Source organism: Amycolatopsis sp. NPDC050768 (assembly GCF_040654155.1).
Classification (GTDB): domain Bacteria; phylum Actinomycetota; class Actinomycetes; order Mycobacteriales; family Pseudonocardiaceae; genus Amycolatopsis.
Genome location: NZ_JBFAHL010000024.1, coordinates 52,819 through 69,868, shown reverse-complemented (window position 1 = coordinate 69,868; position 17,050 = coordinate 52,819). Strand labels below are relative to the sequence as shown.

Genomic DNA, 17,050 nt, shown 5'->3' with positions numbered 1-17,050 from the left:
CTTCGACGTAGGAGTAGAGAGCGAGTTCAGGAGGCAGCCATGGGAACCAGCTCACGCGGGATCGCGATGTTGCGGGCCGTCGCAGCCGGGCGCGCGAGGGTGACCTGCAGCGCCGAACCGGACCTGTTCGTCGACGGTCTGCCGTGCTGTGACCAGTTCACCGCGCACGCTTTGGCCCACGAGGGTCTGGTGCGCCCGGCGCGGCTCGGGCTCATCGGGCAGCAGGTGGCGGCGGAGCTGACGCCGGCGGGCGCGGCCCTGCTGACGACGGTGGCCGCGGCGGCGTGAGACAAAGCAGGGCCCTGCCGGCTCGCCCGAGCGCGAGACGGCAGGGCCCTGGTCCGGGGAACGCCTACGTGTTGAGCGAGCCGTAGACGATGATGTTGTCGAGGTAGCTGTGCGCGGCGGCGTCGAACGCCCCGCCGCACGTGATGAGGCGGATCTGCGGATCGGTGGTGTTGCCGTAGACCGCTTCGGTGGGGAACTCCTTCTTCGCGATCTGGTCGACCTTCGTGACGGTGAAGGTGGCCTTCGACCCGTCCTGGCGCCCGATCACGACCTGGTCGCCCTTCTTCACCTCGTGCAGCCGCCAGAAGATGCCCTTCTGGTGGTTGCCGTCGATGTGCCCGAGCACCACGGCGGGGCCGACCTGGCCCGGCGTCGGGCTGTTGGAGTACCAGCCCGCCTGCAGTGGTTCGGTCACCGGCGGGACCTGGACGGTCTTGTCGGCGTTGAGGCCGAGCGAGACGAGCGAGGAGTGCGCGTCGATGCTCGGGACGTCGAGCGACACCGGCACCGACCGCGCCAGCCCGACCACGGGTGCGGCGCTCGCAGGCGCGGCCGGCTGCTGGGCCGGGGTCGTTTCCGCGCCACAGCCGGACAGGGCGAAGGTGGCGACGAGCGCCAGCAACAGGGCGAAGAGCCCAAACCGGCGTCGGGTCACTGCACGATCACTCACCGAGCGATCACTCACCGAGCGAACACTCACTGAGCGAACACCGTGGCGAGCGAGCCGTCACCGGTCTCCGGCGCGCCGGCCGGGATGACGGTGACCTGGCCGGGGCCCTGGGCCGGCGGCTTGGCGGGGGCGGTGGGCTGGGTGGGCGTGCTCGGCGTCGCCGCGACCTTCGCGCAGGTGGAGGAGGCGAGGACGATGTCGCCGCTGCCCAGCGCGCCGGTGGCCTTGCCGCCGAGGAGCTTCACGTGCAGGGCGTTGACGGTGAGGGAGCCGTCGTCGTGCTTGATCTGCTCGTTCACGATCACCTGCACCACCCCGGGCACACCGATCTTCTGGTTCGGCGCGGTGCCCACGGGCAGCTTGCCGATGCGGCCGAGGTCCAGGCCCGCGAGCTCGGACGACGCGGTGATGCCGTCGGGCGTCGACGTGCATTCGGAGCTGATCACGCGCGCCTTCGGCGTCGCGCCCGCGAGCGGGGCGAGCACGGGCAGCGTGGTGTCGACGATGGAGGCCTTCGAGGCGACCTTGTCGTCGGTCTTCTTCGCGGAGCTGCTGACCGCCTTCGCCGTGACCAGGCCCTTCAGCGGCACGTCCACCACCGACGCCGACGTGGGCCCGTCCGTGTTCGACGGCGCGATCTTGCCCGTTTCCACGGAGATTCCCTTGTCCCCCAGCACTCCCGCCAGCAGTGAGACCGACGCGGACGCGCCGTAGGCCGACCCGGCAGGCGCGTCGGCGGCTACCGCCGAGGGGGCGCCGGTGGCGAGCAGGGCGAGGGCCGGAGCGGCGACCACGAGGGCCCGTCCTCGCAGCAGGGCAGAACGCATGAATTGTCCTTTCGAACACCAAAGAAATGGAACCGCCCGCGGATCCCCGAATCCACGCGTGACCCGACGCAACTGTCGATCACCGGCGAGAACGCGACGCTATCAAGGGGGCCCGGAATTGCAAAGCAAGATCCACTGCGCAGCGCGTCGATCAGCCGAGTCAGTGACCACGTTTTCCGCAATTTCACCACTAAAGAGTGATGTAACGCTGTGGTTTTGGCCGAGTTCTCTCACTCTGCGCTAGGACGTTTCGGCACCTACTTGGCGGATTCCTCGCGCCGCCACTCTTCGGGGTGATCCTGGGGATGGGTGACCGGCGGGCACTCACCGTCATGTGACCACTACGGCGGCTCGTGGGTTTTTCGTAAAACTCCGCGCGGGAAATCGTCGCGGAGAATTGTCCACTATGGAGCGTGGGGTGGCATTCACTCGCCGCCGGTCAGCACGACGACGTGATCCGCCGTCGTGCCGGCGACCAGATAAAGGAAGTCGTTCTCGACGGCGCGGCCGGGAACCTTCAGCAGGTAGTAGCCCGCGCGCAGCCCGGACAGCCGGTAGCTGCCGTCCGGGCCGCTGACCGCGGTCCAGGTCTGGTCGAGCGTCGCGAGGCTTTGGCTCGCCGCCACGACGGTGACGCCCGCGACCGGCTTCCCGTCCTCGACGACATGCCCGTTCACCGGCACGACCGGTCCGATCACGTCGGCCGCCGCGCCGCTGAGCATGACGAACCCGCCGGCGGTGACCACGCACGTGGCCTCCAGCCCGCCGCGCCGCACGCCGTCCTCGGTGACCCGCCCGGTCAGCCCCGCCGTGATGGTCTGGTCCGCCCGCAGTGTTCCGGAGAAGCCGCCCTGCAGTGGCTGGTTGGTCTGGATCCCGTTGAGCGCCATGCGATCCGCGGGATCCGCCGACGCGCACGTCACGTGGACGCCGTAGACCGGCCGGCCGGTGTCGTTCGTGAGCGTGAGCGTCCCCCGGACCGACGCACCCGGCTCGTACGTCGTGCGATCCAGGCTCAGCGCCGGGTCGAGCTTCACCGACGCCACGGCCGCGTCCTCGTCGAGCGGCGCCGCCACCGCGGCCACCGCGAGCACGGCCGCGGGCAGCGCGAACCACAGGGACTTCCGCATGACACCCCCAAAGAGTCAATCACCCGAGAATACCGGGAACTCCGTCGCTGGAGTGCGGTTCGCGCTCAGACTCCCGCGCCGCCGTCGACGCGGAGGATGGCGCCCGTCACGTAGGAAGCGCGGTCGCTCAGGAGCCAGGCCGCGGCTTCCGCGATCTCGGCCGGCTCGGCGCCGCGGCGCAGGGGGGTCGCCGAGACGAGGCGGTCCTGCAGGCCCGGCGACTCCGCTTCCCACGCGCGGATCATCTCGGTGAGGGTGTTGCCCGGGGTGATGGCGTTGACGCGGATGCCTTCCGGGCCGTAGGTGACGGCGGCGGACTCGGTGAGGCTGTTGACGGCTCGCTTCATGGCGCCGTACGCGGGCAGTTCGGGGTTGCCCCGCAGACTGCCGACCGACGATGTGTTCACGATGGCGCCGGTGCCCGCCGTCGCGCGGATGGCGGCGACCTCCGCGGCCATGGCGAGCCACACGCCCTTGAGGTTCACGGCGAAGACGTGGTCGAACTCGGCCTCGGACAGGCGGTCCATCGGGCCGGGCTGCTGGATCGTGGCGCCGTTGTTGAAGGCGATGTCGAGGCGGCCGTAGAGCTCGGCCGCGCGGTCGACGGCGGCTCGCACACTGGCGGCATCGGCGAGGTCGCAGAGCACGTAGTCGGCGGTGCCGCCGGCGGCGCGGATCTCTTCGGTCACGGTCTTGAGCTGGGTTTCCGTGCGGGCCGCCAGCAACACGCGAGCGCCTTCCCGGGCGAACAGGCGCGCCGCAGCGGCACCGATGCCCCGGCCCGCGCCGGAGACGAAAGCGACCTTGCCGGCCAGCAGGCCGGGTGTTTCGTGGAGTTCCATAAACCCAGGCTGCGACGCCGCGGCGGGCTTATTCAGGCATCGGCAGTACCTGGCTGAGCGCCGTGCGACGCGGATACTGGAGACGTGGACAGGCGAGAACTGGCCGGCTTCCTGCGCAGCCGGCGCGAGCGGATCACCCCGGCCGACGTCGGGCTGCCCGCGGGGCCGCGCCGCCGCACGCCGGGGCTGCGCCGCGAGGAGGTGGCGCAGCTGGCGTTCATCTCGACCGAGTACTACACGCGCCTCGAACAGGCGCGCGGCCCGCACCCGTCGCGTGAGGTGCTCGGCGGGCTCACGCGTGCGTTGCGCCTGAGCGACGCCGAGCGCGAGCACCTGCACCACCTCGCCGGTGAACCCGCGGCGCCGCTGCCCGGGCCGTCGCGCGTGGTGCGCCAGAGCATCCTCGACCTGCTGGACCGGCTGCCGCAGGCCGCCGCGATGGTGATGTCGGCGACGTACGAGGTGATCGCCTGGAACGACCTCGCCGCCGCCCTGATGGAGGACTTCTCCGCGCTGCCCCGGCGCGACCGCAACCTGGTCCGCCGCGTGTTCCTGCGTTCCGACGACCAGCGCCTCTACGGCGTGTCCGACGCCGACGAGTTCGCCCGCTACGCCGCCCGCAACCTGCGTGCCACCGCCGCCCGCTACCCGGACGACCCCGAGGTGACCGAGCTCGTCCACGACCTGCTCGCCGGCAGCGAGCACTTCGCGCGCCTGTGGGCGTCGCACGACGTGACCGCCGAACCCAGCCTGCGCAAGACGTTCCGGCACCCGGTGGTCGGTCCCCTCACGGTCAACTGCGACGTGCTCGACCTGACCGACCGCGACCAGCAGGTCGTGATCTACACGGCCGTGCCGGGCTCGCCTTCGGAGGAGGCGCTGCGGCTGTTGTCGGTGATCGGCACGCAGCGCATGGACGTCGGCAGCTGAGGCCAGAACACCGGAGCCCCAGCACACCGGAAGCTCAGAACACCGCGACAGGGTTCACCGGCAGCCCGGTGGTGCCATTGACCCGGGGCGGTGCTGCTACCAGCAGGAAGCTGTGACGTCCCAGCTCTGTGCACGTAGCCGCCAGGTCTTCGACGTTGGCGGCGTCGATCAGCGGCACGCCCAGGCGCGTGAGGGCCACGACGTGCAGCGGGAACGGCACGGCGGGATCGAGCGCCGGGAACGCGTCGCCGATGTCCCCCGCGTACACCGAAACTCCGCGCTGGTGCATCCAGCGCACGGCGTCGATGCTCAGCCCCGGCGACGACCGCGCCGGATCCGGCGTGAACTCCCAGCCGCACCGCACGACGAGCGCGTCCCCGGACTCGACGCGGACGTCATCCCTCAGCTCCGCCGCTTCGAGATCTTCGGCCGTCACGGCGTGGCCTTCGGGAAGCGGGCCGTCGCCGGCCAGGTCCAGGAGGACCCCGCGCGTGACGATCCCTTCGCTGAACGCCGCGCTCGAACCCCTGCGCACCCCGGCCGGGGTCACGCACTCGGCCAGCGGCCGTCCGGAGTAGACGGCCCCGTCGCCGGCGATGTGGGCGAGCGCGTCGAGGTGGGTCGACCGGGGATGGTGGTTGGTGACGAGGAGGACGTCGAGGCTCGCGCAGACCGAAGGATCCGGGTGCACCGGGTGCACCATCAGCTGCTGCACGGGCGATTCCTCGACTTTCGCCGGCACGAACGGACCGCTGAGGATCGGCGCCGGCTCGATCGGCAGCGCCAGCGACACCCAGCGGCCCGTCCGCACCTCGCGGGCGGCGCGCGCCCGGACCTCGTCGGTGATGAGGTTCAGCGCACCTCGTTCGTCGTCCTCGCCCCAGCGGCCCCAGTTGCTCGGCAGTTCGGTTGTCATCGAGCCAGCGTGCGGGTTTCGCCGGCTCACGAGCTGACGGTGGCTGCCGCGGGGACTGACGATATGCGCCAAGGTCACCAGTCGGCGCAGGACCGGATCCCGAACCCGCGACCCGGAAAAACCTTCCGCAGGAAGAAGTCGTGCACTTCCGGATCGGCGTCGGCGCAGCCGTCGGACAGGACCGAGACGCCGTAGCCCCGGTCAGCGGCGTCGTAGCAGGTCGCGGCGACCATCGCGCTCGTCGCCACTCCGGCGACGGCCACCTCGTCCACGCCACGCGCCCGCAGCACCAGGTCCAGATCCGTGCCGGCGAAGGCGCTCGCCCGGCGTTTGAGCACCACGACGTCCTCGGCCAGCACCGGCAGGTCCAGGTCCGTGCCGGGCGAGCCTTCGTGGAAGGTGTCGCCCGCCTCGAAGAACCCGGTCAGCACGGTGTCACCCGGCGGGAGGTCGGCGCGGTTGACCCGGAACGCGGTGTGCACGAACACCACGAGCGCCCCGGCCGCCCGTGCCCGGGGCAGCAAGTCGGTGACCGGCGGCAGGACCTGCCGCGCGAAGGCGTAGTCACGGGTGATGCCCTGCTGGAGGTCACCCACGATGAGTGCGGTCGTCATGGGACCAGCTTCCCGTCGAGCCGTTCCATCCGCCGCCCGGCCGTCGCGAGCACGGCGATGCCGGCGAGCATGATCACGGCGATCGCCGGCAACGCGAAGGTGAAACTACCGGTGGCGGTCTTGATCGCGCCCGTGAAGTACGGCCCGACGAAGCCGCTCAGGTTGCTGACGGAGTTGATCAGGGCGATGCCGGACGCCGCGGCCGTGCCGGTGAGCCCGATCGCGGGGATCCGCCAGAACTGCGGCATCGCGGTGTAGATCCCGGCCACGCTCAGGCACACGGCCACGATGAACAACAGCCCGCTGCCCGCGAACGTGGCCAGCAGCAGCCCGGCGGCGCCGACCGCCATGGGAACCCCGGTGGCGACGACCGCGCTGCGCCGGCCGGCGAACCTCGCCCAGGCGAGCATCGCGATCGCCGCCACGACGTACGGGATGCCGGACAGCAGCACGCTGCTCACGTCGGCCGCGCCGTCGACGCCGTGGGTGATCGAGGTGATCATCGTGGGCAGGAAGAACGCGAGCGGGTAGAGACCGAACACGATGGCGAAGAACGTCACGGCCAGCGCCCACACCCGGCCGCTGGTCAGCGCCTGGCGCAGGCCGGTGAGAGCGCCGTGGCCTCGCTGTTCTTCCACTTCCGCCGCCAAAGTCCGCTCCAGCGTGGCCTTTTCACGCTCGTCGAGCCAGCGGGCCTGCGAGGGCCGGTCGGGCAGGAAGCAGAAGATCAGCACGCCGATCACGATCGTGAACCCGCCCTCGACGAGGAACAGCGAGCGCCAGCCGGCGATGCCGAACAGGCGACGCCAGGTGCGCACGCGGAACTTGAGCCGATTCCGACGGAACTTGATTCGCTCGCGGGTCGGCTTTTCCGGAAACGTCGGAGAATGATTAATTCTTGCAGCAGGAAATCAGGGTCCGCGCGTTATCCCGATTACGGCGAATACGATATTCACGTTTGTGCGCGCTACTCGAAGTCTCAGTACACCGTGGACATCGCCTCGCGCACCTCGGCCAGCGTCGCCTCCGCCGTGGCACCCGCGCGGAGGTTGCCGTCGCGCAGCAGCTCCGACACGAGGGCCGGGTCGCCGGCGAACTCGGCCCGGCGACGGCGGATCGGCGCGAAGTGGTCGTTGACCGCGTCGGTCACGATGCGTTTGAGCGTGCCGCCACCGCCGGCACCCGCCTCCCGGGCGATCTCCCTCGGATCGACGCCCCGGCACAGCGCGGCCAGCAGCACCAGGCTCGACACCTCCGGCCGCCGCTGCGGCTCATAGGTGATCACGCGTTCGGAATCCGTCTTGGCGCCCTTGAGAAGCCGCGCCGTCTCGTCCGCCGAGGCCCGCAGCGCGATCGCGTTGCCACGGCTCTTGCTCATCTTCCGGCCATCGGTGCCCAGCAACGACGGCGCCGCGGACAACAGTGCTTCCGGCTCCGGGAAGACGCGGCCGTAGCGGTCGTTGAACCGGCGCGCGACGGTCCGGGTCAGCTCGAGGTGCGGGAGCTGGTCGCGTCCCACCGGGACGAGGTTGGCCTTGCAGAAGAGGATGTCCGCCGCCTGGTGCACGGGGTAGGTGAACATCAGGCCGCTGACCGAGCCCTGGTGGGAGTGCGCGATCTCGTCCTTGACCGTCGCGTTGCGCTGCAGCTCGGGCACGGTGACCAGGCTGAGGAACGGCAGCAGCAGCTGGTTGAGCGCCGGCAGCGAGCTGTGGGTGAACACCGTCGAGCGGGCCGGGTCGATGCCGACGGCGAGGTAGTCCAGCACCAGCTCGCGGACGTGGCCGGGCAGGTCGTCGGCGACGTCGCGGTCGGTCAGCACCTGGTAGTCGGCGATGACCAGGATCGTGTCGACGCCCAGGTTCTGCAGGCGGACGCGGTTCTGCAGCGTGCCGAAGTAGTGGCCCAGGTGCAGCGGCCCGGTCGGGCGGTCGCCCGTCAGGACGCGGAAGTCCGACGGCGCGGCGAGGATCTCCGCTTCGAGCTCGTCGCTGCGCGCGACGGCGGGGTCGACCTCGGCCATCACGCGTTCCATCCCCGGTGGTGGTCGACGATCTTCGTCGTCAACCTCAGCAACTGCTCACGCTCGTCCGCGCTCAGCACTTCGAGGCTCGCCTTCTCGGCGGCGCGGGCGCGGGGCTTGACCTTCTTCAGCACGGCCGCGCCCTCGTCGGTGAGGCTCAGCAGCTTCCGGCGTGCACTCGCCGGGTCCGTCGCGCGGGTCAGCAGGCCGCGCTCCACGAGGCGGGAAACCAGCGGTGTGAGCGTGGCGGAGTCGATCATCGTCATCGCGGTGACCTCGGTGAGGCTCGACTGCGGGCTGCTCTCCAGCGCGAGCAGCACCGTGTACTGCGGCGGCGTGATCTCCGTGATCCGCTCCTGCCAGCACGCGGTGGTGGCCTGCACTGCCCGGCGCAACATGATCACGTGGTTGCTCCTCAGCCCGGCCACGATCCCTCCAAACTCTCGTGTACGAATATTTCGTACACGAGAGTACTACAGTGGCGAGCACCGCACCGCCACCCGAAGGAGTCGTCTCGTGCTCGACCTCGTACCCCTGTTCACCCTCGACGTCCAGCTCGCCGCGCCGAAGACCGTCCACAACGGACCCCACGGCGAACGCCGCGTCATCGACATCCTCGGCGGCACCTTCACCGGCGAGCGCCTCAGCGGCGAGGTACTCCCCGGCGGCGCCGACTTCCAGCTCATCCGCCCCGACGGCGTCGCGGAGATCGACGTGCGCGCGACCCTGCGCACCGAACACGACGACCTCGTCTACCTGACCGGCCGCGGCCTGCGCCACGGCCCCGCGGAGACCATGCGGCGGATCGCGGCGGGCGAAGACGTCGATCCGGACTCGTACTACTTCCGCGAGTGTCTGCTCTTCGAGGCGGGCGGCCCGCAGACCGAGTGGCTCAACCGCGTGGTCACCGTCGCGCGGGGTGCGCGCACGCAGTCGACGGTGAAGGTCGACGTCTTCGAGGTGCGCTGACCGGCGCCTGGCCGGGCTGAGCGTCCGCGCTCTCGAAGAGGGCTTCCGGCGTCACGTCGGCGTTCCGCCTGTGCGGTACCTCCGTCAGATCAGGCGCGCACGCCGCGCCCCCGGTGGCCGACCCCGAGACCGTGACAGCGACGTCCGTGGCCTACGCGTGAGGCTTGCTGCACTACGGCCGGTTCGCGGCCGAGTACCGCAAGGCCTACCACCGCTCGCCCTCGGAGAAGCTGGGGTCAAAGGCCCGGTAGCAACTTTCCCGTCGTGCCGGCGCGTGATCACTGGATACCCCCATTAACGCCCTGACCTGCCATGACTCCATCTATACACTCGAAGTATACTCTGTATATGCAGTGACCTTATGGTGATCATCCGCAGCCCCCTGGAACCTCGTCTTCCCGTCAGCAGGGTCGCTCGCCGGCCGGCCGCTGGGCCCTTCGCGTGGCCGGCGATCTCGGTCGTGGCGCCGTGCACCGCCCTCGCCCTGCTGGTCGAGGCCTGGCTGCAGGACTACCACGGCGACGAGCTCTACTTCCTGTCCGCGGCCCAGCACCTGTCCTGGGGCTACGCGGACCAGGGCGCCCTCGTGCCGTTCCTGGCGTGGCTCGGCGAAGGTTCGCCGTTGACCTTGCGGATTCCGGCGGTCCTCGCCACGGTCGTCGGCGTCGTGCTCACCGCGCTGCTCGCGCGGGAGTTCGGCGGCGGCCGCTGGGCGCAAACCGCCGCGGCGGCCGCGTACGCCGCTTCGCCCCGGGTGCTCGACACCGGATCGCTGCTGCTGACCCAGACGTTCGACATCCCGCTGTGGATCGCCACGACGTTGCTGCTGGTGCGCTGGGCCCGGACCGGCTCCGACCGCCTCTGGTGGGGCATGGGACTTCTCGCCGGGGTGGCGTTCACGGTCAAACCGCTGATCGCCGTGTTCTGGGCGTGCTGCGTCGCCGTGCTGCTGGCAACCCGCCGGCGGAGCGTGCCGTGGGCCGGGCTGGGGAAACTGCCCGCGCTCGCCGTGGCCGGTGCGTTGCCTTACCTGATCTGGCAAGGGTTTCACGGCTTCCCGCAGCTGACGCTCATCCCCGTCGTCGCGCAGGAGACCGGCGAGTTCGCCGGCGGCAACTGCGCGGGCCTGTTCCCGGTCTGCCGGGCCGCAGCCGCGGCCCGCATCAGTACCGCGGCGGGATCACGGTGGTGGCGACGGATCGCGTTGGGCGTTTCCGCGTTCTCCGGCGCCGTCGTCCTGGCGACCAGCCTGCTCTCCGGCGGACCTTCGTCACCGGCCTGGGCCACGGCGGCCACCCTCGAAGTCCGGGCCGAACAAGGCTGGAGCGGCTTCACCGACGCGGTGTCCACCGCCTACCACCACCTGCCACCCGCGACGACGATCGTCACCGACCACTACTGGCAGGCGAGCGCGCTGAACTGGTTCGGCGCGGGCCGCGGGCTGCCTCCCGCACACAGCCCCCACCGCGGCTTCTCCTACTTCGGCGAACCCTGGGACGCCGCGCAGGCGATCCTGTTCGTCGGCACCGACCCGGCCGAGTTGCCCACACACTGCCTGCGGGTGTCGGCAACCCCGGCCGACGGTGACCACGGTTTCGCCGGGCTCAACGAGGGCGTGCCGATCTGGCTGTGCAACACACCAAGGCAATCGTGGGAAACGCTGTGGCCGCAGCTGCGCCATTCCTGACCCGGCTGAGCCTTCAGCTGGTCGCGACCCAGGGCGCCAGCAGCACTTCCAGATCCGCATCCGACAACGCCTGCGGGCCGTTCTCGAACTCGTGCCAGCGCGAAGCGACGCGGGCGGCGTGGAAGTCCACGGAGTACGCGCGCATCAGCACGTACATGAAACTCTCCGAATCGAACCGCTCACCCAGCAACGTGCGGGCCGCGCGAGCAACCGCCACCCCGCCGGTGATGTCGCGCAGCTTCAGTTCTTCGGCAGCCGGGTCCAGCAGACACGGGGTTGAGATCACAACAGATTCTCCATCACTGAAACGAAAAACTCAGCCTTCGGCAGCCAACTGGCCACACGCGGCAGCAATGTCCTGACCACGAGTGTCACGCACCGTGCAGGCTACGCCCCCCGCGTTGACCAGCCGCACGAACTCCCGCTCCACCGGCTTCGGCGACGCATCCCACTTCGAACCCGGCGTCGGGTTCAACGGAATCACGTTCACATGCACCAACTGACCCAAGTGCTTCCGCAGCCGCTTAGCCAGCAACTCCGCCCGCCACGGCTGGTCGTTGATGTCCCGAATGAGCGCGTACTCGATCGACACCCGCCGACCGCTCGTGTCCGCGTAATACCGAGCGGCCGACAAGACCTCGTCCACCGACCAGCGATTGTTCACCGGCACCAACGTGTCCCGCAGCTCGTCATCCGGCGTGTGCAGCGACACCGCCAACCGCACCTGCATCTTCTCGTCCGCCAGCTTCCGGATCGCCGGTGCCAAACCCACCGTCGACACCGTCACCGAACGCTGCCCGATCCCCAAACCCGACGGCGCAGGCTCCGTGATCCGCCGCACCGCGGCCACCACCCGCTTGTAGTTCGCGAGCGGCTCACCCATGCCCATGAACACGATGTTCGACAACCGGCCGGGGCCGCCGGGCATGGCGCCGTCGCGCATGACGGCGGCGGCGGAGCGGACCTGGTCGACGATCTCGGCCGTCGAGAGGTTGCGGTCGAGGCCGCCCTGGCCGGTGGCGCAGAAGGGGCACGCCATGCCGCAGCCGGCCTGGCTGGAGATGCACAGCGTCGCGCGGTCGGGGTAGCGCATGAGCACGCTCTCGAGCAGCGTGCCGTCGTGGGCGCGCCACAGGGTCTTGCGGGTCGCGCCGGCGTCGGCGGTCAGGGCGCGGACCTCGGTGAGCAGCGACGGCATGAGGTCGGCGACGAGCCGCTCGCGCGAGGCCGCGGGGATGTCCGTCATGTCGGCCGGGTCGACGGTCAGGCGCGAGAAGTAGTGGTTCGACAGCTGCTTCGCGCGGAAGGCCTTCTCCCCCAGCTCCACCACAGCCTCCGCCCGCTCGGCGGAGGTGAGGTCGGCGAGGTGGCGCGGCGGCAGGCCGCGCTTGGGCGCATCGAAAACAAGGGGGAGGGCAGTCATAACCGATCCAGTATTCCACGTCCACCGGACACGCCGTCAGGACTCCCCCGACCATGTGCTGCCGGTCACCAGCCGGACGGGCCCGCCCGCAGCACCGCGGCCGCCTCGCGGACGGCGTCGACGATGAACTGGTAGCCCGTGCACCGGAAGCGGGCGGGGACCTCACCGCGGCGGCCCGCACTCTGTACGTGCACCGCAACACGTTGAAGTACCGGCTGACCCGGATCCGGGACGCGTTCGGGGTCGATGTCGAGATTCCCACGCAGCGCCTCGTCGCGGAGCTGCAGGTGGCGGTGTTCACCGGCCACCCGGAACTGCAACGAAGGCCGGACGCCACCGCGCCCGAACAGGAGTGACGCACCGTCCTCCGGCGGACCTGCACCGGAGGACGGTCGCGGCTCACGCCGTCAGGGCTTCGAACCGCCGCAGGGTCTCGTGGCGGCCCAGCGCCTGCGTGATCGAGTGCAGGTCCGGGCTGCGGGTTGAGCCGGTGATCGCGATGCGGATGATCTGCGAGGCCTCGCGGATCGAGCCCGGGAACGCGTCGGGGTTCTTCTTGAGTTCCTTGGCGTTCTTGGCGAAACCGTGCTTCGCCGCGACGTCGCGGATCTGCTGGAACCACTCCTGGCCGTCGTCGAGCTGTGTGTAGTTCGCGACGAAGTCCGACGCCACCGCGCGCACGACGTCCGGCGCCACGCCCAGTGCGGCGATGCGCTCGTCGTCCGGGCCGGTCACGGGCGCGTGCAGCTGCGGGAAGAAGAACCCGTAGACCGCGCGGAACTCGCTCCACTTCTTGAGGTCCTTGCGCGGGTTCTCGGCGCCTTCGCGCTCGACGGCCAGCGCGCGCAGCGCCAGCTCCTCCGACGACTCGAGCACCGACAGCAGCTCCGGGTCGAAGCGCTGCGCCCACGTGCGCACGGCGGCGAGGATCTCCGCGCCGGACATCGTGGCGATGTGGTCGGCGGAGATGTCGTCGAGCTTCACGAGGTCCACGAGCGGTCCCGCGACGCCCATCTCGTCGAGGTTGACCGGCTCGTCCAGCGCCTGGGCCAGCGGCAGCTCAGCGAGGCGGCCGTTGGCCAGCCCGCGCAGGTAGTACAGGACGGCCTCGACCGGGTAGCCGGCCTCGATGTAGAAGTCGACCGACGCCTCGGGGTCCTTGCGCTTGGACAGCTTGCGCTTGCTGCCGCCCTCCTGCTTCATCAGCGGGGCGATGTGCGCGTAGGTGATCGGCTCGAAGCCGAGCGCGTCGAACAGCTGCTGGTGCACCGGCACGGACGAGATCCACTCGTCGCCGCGGATGACGAGGTTCACGCGCATGAGGTGGTCGTCCACGGCGTGCGCGAAGTGGTAGGTCGGCAGCCGGGGGCTCTGGTCGGAGCTCTTGAGGATCACCACGTCGTTGCGGTTGGCCTCGGCCTCGATCGTGCCGCGGATGGCGTCGGTGAAGCGCACGCGCACGCCGGTGTCGTCGGGCGCGCGGAAGCGCACTACCCACGGCTCGCCGGCGTCGAGCTTCGCCTGCACGTCGGCCGGGTCGGCGTCGCGCCAGATCGCCCAGGAGCCGTAGTAGCCGGTGGGCAGCTTCGTGGCCTGCTGGCGCGCGGTGATGGACGCGAGCTCGTCCTTCGTCGCGAAGTCGATGTACGCGCGGCCTTCGCGCAGCAGCTGCCGCACGAAGGTCAGGTAGATCTGCTCGCGGCCCGACTGCTGGTACGGGCCGTAGTCGCCGCCGCGCAACGTGTCTTCGTCGGCCTGCAGGCCGAAGTAGGTGAAGCCGCGCTCGAACTGCTCCAGCGCGCCCTCGACCTCGCGCGACTGGTCGGTGTCCTCGACGCGCACCAGGTAGCGGCCGCCGGAGCGGCGGGCGACGTCCTGGTCGATCGTGGCCACGTAAATGCCGCCGATGTGCACGAACCCGGTGGGCGACGGGCCGAACCGGGTCACCTTCGCACCGTCGGGCAGCTGCCGCGCCGGGTAGCGCTGCTCCCAGTGCTCCGGCTCGGGCAGGTCCGCGGGGAACAAGGCGTCGATGACCACTCGGTCCAGCATGGGGGGTCGGGTCTCCCAGGTCGTCTCAGGTCTGTCGTTACGGGGCGTCTTCCTACTCCTTCGAGTATCTCCGACCACCGCAAACGCGCCTCGCGCAGGTCCCCGACAGTCGTTAGGTTGCATCGCGACCGTTTCCGATATATCGTGAACCAGTCGCAACCGATCAGCGAGATCGCGCCGGCGTCTCGATCAGGCGGTGCGCTCGGCCCCCGGCCGTTCCGACCGCCTGATCGAGACGCCGGCGCCAAGGCGATCTCGCACGCCCTGCCGGAGGCGGGGCAAACAACACAGCAAAGGAACATCGACATGAGGCACCCTCACCCCGGTGCGCGAGGCGCGCACCAACACGGAGAACACGGCCGTCCCGCTTTCGGCCCCTTCGGCCGCGAGTTCGGCGACTTCGGATTCGGCCCCGGCGGCCCGATGGGTCGCGGCCGGCGTGGCCACGGTCCCGGCGGACGGCGAGGCCACGGCGGCCCGCGTCGCGGCCGGCGCGGTGACGTCCGCGCGGCGATCCTGACCCTGCTCGCGGAGCAGCCGCGGCACGGCTACGAGATCATCCGCGAGATCGGCGAGCGCAGTGGCGGCTTCTGGAAGCCCAGCCCCGGCTCGATCTACCCGACGCTGCAGATGCTGGCCGACGAAGGCCTGGTCGTGAGCAAGGACGAGAACGGCAAGAAGCTGTTCGAGCTCACCGACGAGGGCCGCGCGGCCGCGGAGCAGCAGACCGGCGCCCCGCCGTGGGAGCACTTCGCCGAGGACGTCGACCCCGTCGAGGTCGACCTTCGCAAGGCAGGCGCCACGCTCGCGGCGGCGGTCGTGCAGGTGATGCGCGCCGGCAGCCCGAGCCAGCAGGCTCGGGTGGTCGACGTGCTCAACGAGGCCCGGCGCTCGGTCTACTCGATCCTCGGCGAGGTCGAGGAAACCGACGAGTCGCCGGAAGAAGCCGAGTGACCCGGCAGGACGAGGCCGGTGGGCTTGACCCGCGTGTGCACGCGGTAGCCCACCGGCAGCGTCACCCCGGCCCCGTCGGCCGTGCTGACCGTGCGTTTGTGCACGTCGGCCACGGCCCGCGCGGCGACCTGCGCGCTGAACTCGATCTTCAGCACTGACTCCATGGCGGCGTGGTCGGCGAACAACCAGCGCGTCGCCACGCGCCGGAGGCTGAAGCCCTCGCCTTCGAAAAACTTCTCGATCTCTACGGGGTCGTAGTGCGGGATGTCCGCCCGAAGCCAGCCGCCGTAGGGCTCGCTCGTCGCGTCGAGGTCCACGATCAGGATCGACCCGCCGGGCCGCAGCACGCGTTCCGCTTCACGCAGCCCCGGCTCGCAGCCGGGGCCGAAGAAGTACGCCGTGCGCGCGTGGACCACGTCGACGCTCGCGTCGTCGACCGGCAACCGCTGCGCGCGGCCTTCGCGCACTGACACGTTCGGCAGTTCCCGCACGCGCTTCGCCGCGTCGCGCGCCAGCGGTGCGTACGGCTCGACGCCGAGCACCGAGCGCGCGTCGCGGGCGAAGCGCGGCAAGTGGAATCCGTCACCACAACCGAGGTCGAGAACGTCGCGGCCGGTCCAGTCGCACTCCTCGCACAGGACGCGCCAGATCTCGCCGTCGACGTCCTGCGCGCGGTTCTCCACCTCGTAAGCCTGCTGGTAGTACCAGATGTTGGGGCTCGGCAAGACCTCCGTCGCGCGGGACAGGCGCGAGGAGCGGGAGAAGAGACGCACGAACTCCTCCAACGTCGGCGGCCGCGGCCCGGTTCCGGGTTCCGGGGCTCATGGCGAAAAAATCACCGGCACCGCATAGACTTTCGCACTCACCGTGAGGAGGCCGCGATGACCGTCGGTTCGGCCAGTTCAAGTCCGATTCCGGCCGGCCTCCCGTGCTGGATCGAGGTCGCCTGCCGCGACGAAGCGGTGTCGCAACAGTTCTACACGGGCTTGTTCGGCTGGCAGTACGACGTGCGCCGCGACCCCGCGGCGCCCACCGGCCGCTACTGGATCTCGTCGCTCGCCGGCGAGCCGACGGGCGGTCTCTACCAAGCCGGGGCGCAGAGCGAGCCCGGCTGGACGCTGCACGTCTCCGTGCCGCACACCGCGAGTGCGGCCGAGTGGGTGGAGCACCTCGGCGGCCAGGTGACGCTGGGACCCGTCGCGATCCCCGATCGCGGCAACATCCTGCACGCGATCGACGCGGCGGGCGCACCCGTGGTCTTCTGGGAGGCGCCGCAGGACTGGCGGTTCATGACCGGCATCCCCAACACCTTCAGCGGCGCCGACCTCAACGCGCACGACGGCCCGGCGGCCGATCACTTCTACACCAAGCTCTTCAACTACGCGAGCCACCAGATCGGCGACGGCGAGAGCGTCGACTACGCGGAATACCTCATCGAGCACACGCCCGTGCTCTACCGCTACGTGATGGGCCCGGAGTACAGCCGCGACACTCCCCCGCACTGGCTCGTCTACTTCGAGGTCGACCCGGCGCGCGGCTGCGACGCGACGGCGGGGCAGGCGCTGATGCTCGGCGGGGACGTGGTGATCCAGCCCTACGACACGCCCTTCGGCCGCATGGCGATCCTCGCCGACCCGGACGGCGCGGTGTTCGCGGTGATCGACCACTCGCGCACGCTCGACGACGTCGGCCGCGCCGAGGTCGACGACCCTTACGACGACTGAT

General features: G+C 70.3%; 21 protein-coding genes. 7 read left to right on the top strand and 14 right to left on the bottom strand.

Annotated features, from left to right (window positions below):
- Nucleotides 1-39: 39 nt before the first annotated feature.
- Nucleotides 40-288, top strand: coding sequence for a hypothetical protein (locus AB0H62_RS44610; RefSeq protein WP_220237833.1), 249 nt, complete (start codon nt 40-42; stop codon nt 286-288).
- Nucleotides 289-352: 64 nt separating this feature from the next.
- Here AB0H62_RS44610 and AB0H62_RS44605 read toward each other — a convergent pair whose 3' ends face one another.
- From AB0H62_RS44605 to AB0H62_RS44590, 4 genes are all read right to left on the bottom strand, one after another.
- On the bottom strand, nt 353-943 hold the full coding sequence (locus AB0H62_RS44605; protein ID WP_220247464.1) for a class F sortase: 591 nt from the start codon (nt 941-943) through the stop codon (nt 353-355).
- A gap of 41 nt (nt 944-984) precedes the next feature.
- Nucleotides 985-1,785 (bottom strand): choice-of-anchor P family protein, encoded by an 801-nt coding sequence (locus AB0H62_RS44600; protein WP_220237832.1) that lies wholly within the window; start codon nt 1,783-1,785, stop codon nt 985-987.
- 425 nt (nt 1,786-2,210) lie between these two features.
- Nucleotides 2,211-2,915 carry a carboxypeptidase-like regulatory domain-containing protein gene (locus AB0H62_RS44595; RefSeq protein WP_360592295.1) on the bottom strand — a complete coding sequence of 235 codons (705 nt, stop codon included), beginning with the start codon at nt 2,913-2,915 and terminating at the stop codon, nt 2,211-2,213.
- A 65-nt stretch (nt 2,916-2,980) separates the two neighbouring features.
- Complete coding sequence (locus AB0H62_RS44590) at nt 2,981-3,757, bottom strand: glucose 1-dehydrogenase (RefSeq protein WP_360592294.1); 777 nt, start codon at nt 3,755-3,757, stop codon at nt 2,981-2,983.
- Nucleotides 3,758-3,841: 84 nt separating this feature from the next.
- Here AB0H62_RS44590 and AB0H62_RS44585 point away from each other — a divergent pair, with 84 nt between their 5' ends.
- Nucleotides 3,842-4,687, top strand: a complete 846-nt coding sequence (locus AB0H62_RS44585; RefSeq protein ID WP_354873351.1) for a helix-turn-helix transcriptional regulator — start codon at nt 3,842-3,844, stop codon at nt 4,685-4,687.
- Nucleotides 4,688-4,721: 34 nt separating this feature from the next.
- On the opposite strand, the gene AB0H62_RS44580 is transcribed toward AB0H62_RS44585, so the two are convergent.
- The 5 genes from AB0H62_RS44580 to AB0H62_RS44560 form a co-directional block, all read right to left on the bottom strand.
- On the bottom strand, nt 4,722-5,603 hold the full coding sequence (locus AB0H62_RS44580) for a cyclase family protein (RefSeq protein ID WP_360592293.1): 882 nt from the start codon (nt 5,601-5,603) through the stop codon (nt 4,722-4,724).
- A gap of 74 nt (nt 5,604-5,677) precedes the next feature.
- Nucleotides 5,678-6,217: an isochorismatase family cysteine hydrolase gene (locus tag AB0H62_RS44575; protein ID WP_220237827.1), complete on the bottom strand. Its 540-nt coding sequence runs from the start codon at nt 6,215-6,217 to the stop codon at nt 5,678-5,680.
- Entirely contained in the window at nt 6,214-7,035 is an 822-nt protein-coding gene (locus tag AB0H62_RS44570) for an MFS transporter (RefSeq protein ID WP_360592292.1), read from the bottom strand. The genes AB0H62_RS44575 and AB0H62_RS44570 overlap by 4 nt, the downstream gene beginning before the upstream one ends.
- 161 nt (nt 7,036-7,196) lie before the next feature.
- The gene (trpS, locus tag AB0H62_RS44565; RefSeq protein ID WP_360592291.1) at nt 7,197-8,240 is read right to left on the bottom strand and encodes a tryptophan--tRNA ligase; all 1,044 of its coding nucleotides are present in this window, start codon (nt 8,238-8,240) and stop codon (nt 7,197-7,199) included.
- A complete protein-coding gene (locus tag AB0H62_RS44560) occupies nt 8,240-8,668 on the bottom strand; it encodes a MarR family transcriptional regulator (RefSeq protein ID WP_360592290.1) in 429 nt (142 codons plus the stop codon). Before AB0H62_RS44560 ends, trpS begins: the two co-directional genes overlap by 1 nt.
- An 88-nt stretch (nt 8,669-8,756) precedes the next feature.
- Here AB0H62_RS44560 and AB0H62_RS44555 point away from each other — a divergent pair, with 88 nt between their 5' ends.
- Both AB0H62_RS44555 and AB0H62_RS44550 read left to right on the top strand, forming a co-directional pair.
- Nucleotides 8,757-9,209, top strand: a complete 453-nt coding sequence (locus AB0H62_RS44555; RefSeq protein ID WP_220237824.1) for a DUF3237 domain-containing protein — start codon at nt 8,757-8,759, stop codon at nt 9,207-9,209.
- A gap of 460 nt (nt 9,210-9,669) precedes the next feature.
- Nucleotides 9,670-10,896 carry a glycosyltransferase family 39 protein gene (locus AB0H62_RS44550; RefSeq protein ID WP_360592289.1) on the top strand — a complete coding sequence of 409 codons (1,227 nt, stop codon included), beginning with the start codon at nt 9,670-9,672 and terminating at the stop codon, nt 10,894-10,896.
- Nucleotides 10,897-10,909: 13 nt separating this feature from the next.
- Here the strand turns inward: AB0H62_RS44550 and AB0H62_RS44545 are convergent, their stop codons facing one another.
- From AB0H62_RS44545 to AB0H62_RS44535, 3 genes are all read right to left on the bottom strand, one after another.
- Nucleotides 10,910-11,182, bottom strand: coding sequence for a hypothetical protein (locus AB0H62_RS44545; protein WP_360592288.1), 273 nt, complete (start codon nt 11,180-11,182; stop codon nt 10,910-10,912).
- Between the two features lie 30 nt (nt 11,183-11,212).
- Complete coding sequence (rlmN, locus tag AB0H62_RS44540) at nt 11,213-12,319, bottom strand: 23S rRNA (adenine(2503)-C(2))-methyltransferase RlmN (RefSeq protein ID WP_266118346.1); 1,107 nt, start codon at nt 12,317-12,319, stop codon at nt 11,213-11,215.
- Between the two features lie 65 nt (nt 12,320-12,384).
- Nucleotides 12,385-12,513: a hypothetical protein gene (locus AB0H62_RS44535; RefSeq protein ID WP_360592287.1), complete on the bottom strand. Its 129-nt coding sequence runs from the start codon at nt 12,511-12,513 to the stop codon at nt 12,385-12,387.
- Between AB0H62_RS44535 and AB0H62_RS44530 the strand changes: the two genes are divergently transcribed.
- Nucleotides 12,508-12,675 (top strand): helix-turn-helix domain-containing protein, encoded by a 168-nt coding sequence (locus AB0H62_RS44530; RefSeq protein WP_360592286.1) that lies wholly within the window; start codon nt 12,508-12,510, stop codon nt 12,673-12,675. The genes AB0H62_RS44535 and AB0H62_RS44530 overlap by 6 nt on opposite strands.
- 43 nt (nt 12,676-12,718) lie before the next feature.
- Here AB0H62_RS44530 and AB0H62_RS44525 read toward each other — a convergent pair whose 3' ends face one another.
- Nucleotides 12,719-14,371, bottom strand: coding sequence for a glutamate--tRNA ligase family protein (locus AB0H62_RS44525; RefSeq protein WP_360592285.1), 1,653 nt, complete (start codon nt 14,369-14,371; stop codon nt 12,719-12,721).
- A 306-nt stretch (nt 14,372-14,677) separates the two neighbouring features.
- On the opposite strand from AB0H62_RS44525, the gene AB0H62_RS44520 reads away from it, so the two are divergent.
- Nucleotides 14,678-15,325: a PadR family transcriptional regulator gene (locus tag AB0H62_RS44520; RefSeq protein ID WP_360592284.1), complete on the top strand. Its 648-nt coding sequence runs from the start codon at nt 14,678-14,680 to the stop codon at nt 15,323-15,325.
- On the opposite strand, the gene AB0H62_RS44515 is transcribed toward AB0H62_RS44520, so the two are convergent.
- Nucleotides 15,268-16,098, bottom strand: coding sequence for a class I SAM-dependent methyltransferase (locus AB0H62_RS44515; protein WP_220237817.1), 831 nt, complete (start codon nt 16,096-16,098; stop codon nt 15,268-15,270). The two genes, AB0H62_RS44520 and AB0H62_RS44515, sit on opposite strands and share 58 nt — an antisense overlap.
- Nucleotides 16,099-16,206: 108 nt before the next feature.
- Between AB0H62_RS44515 and AB0H62_RS44510 the strand changes: the two genes are divergently transcribed.
- Nucleotides 16,207-17,049 carry a VOC family protein gene (locus AB0H62_RS44510; RefSeq protein ID WP_220237816.1) on the top strand — a complete coding sequence of 281 codons (843 nt, stop codon included), beginning with the start codon at nt 16,207-16,209 and terminating at the stop codon, nt 17,047-17,049.
- Nucleotide 17,050: the final 1 nt, after the last annotated feature.